The organism is Weissella confusa, assembly GCF_004766315.1.
GTDB classification, from domain to species: Bacteria; Bacillota; Bacilli; order Lactobacillales; family Lactobacillaceae; genus Weissella; species Weissella confusa_A.
Map to the genome: position 1 here is coordinate 1 of NZ_PVSN01000091.1, position 734 is coordinate 734.

General features: G+C 49.5%; 1 pseudogene. It reads left to right on the plus strand.

Annotation, left to right across the window (positions count from 1 at the left end):
- A pseudogene (locus tag C6P11_RS11055) lies at positions 1 to 734 on the plus strand (hypothetical protein); the annotation flags it as partial.

Below are 734 nucleotides of genomic sequence, written 5' to 3' on the forward strand. Positions count from 1 at the left end.
CAGCGGCTAAGGAGTGGACGGCTGACGCAAATGCTAAGGTGGCTGACGCGAAGCAATGTTCGACTGACGAACAAGCTACGTTGGCGGACGCTAAGCAGGCGTTGACGAACGCCCAAGACGCTTTGGTTAAGGCACAAGACATGACGGCTTTGAACAAGGCTGTTGATGACGCTAAGCAAGCGGTTGTGGACGCCCAAGCAAAGTTGGACGCTGAAAAGACAGCTTTGTCAAATGCACAAGGTGTTCATGCTGACGCGATTGCTAAGTTGAACGACGCTAAGGCTAAGTTGGCAGAATTGCAATCAGCATTGGACGACGCCAAGCAAGTTTTGACTGACAAGAAGGCAACCCTTGCCGAAAAGCAAGACGCTTTGAAGAACGCACAAGACAAGTTGGCTAAGGCACAACAAATTGTCAACGCGATTGAAGCTGAAATTGCCCGTCAAAAGGCCGAAGATGAAGCCAAGTCTAAGGCCAAGGCTGAAGTAGCTAAGCAAAAGGCAGGACGTGAAGCCAAGGCTCAAATTGCTAAGACTGTCCCTGCACACGTTGCCGGTAAGTCAGTTGTTGATAAGGTTGTGACTGTTGCCGACAAGACAGTTCGAGCTAACGTTGCAAACGACGTGACGACTAAGCCTGCACGTCAGCAAATTGTAAATTCTCCAGCTGATGCACTATTACGCACGGCACTAGAAACAAACATGACACGTAGCGAGTATCTAGCAGCTAAAAAG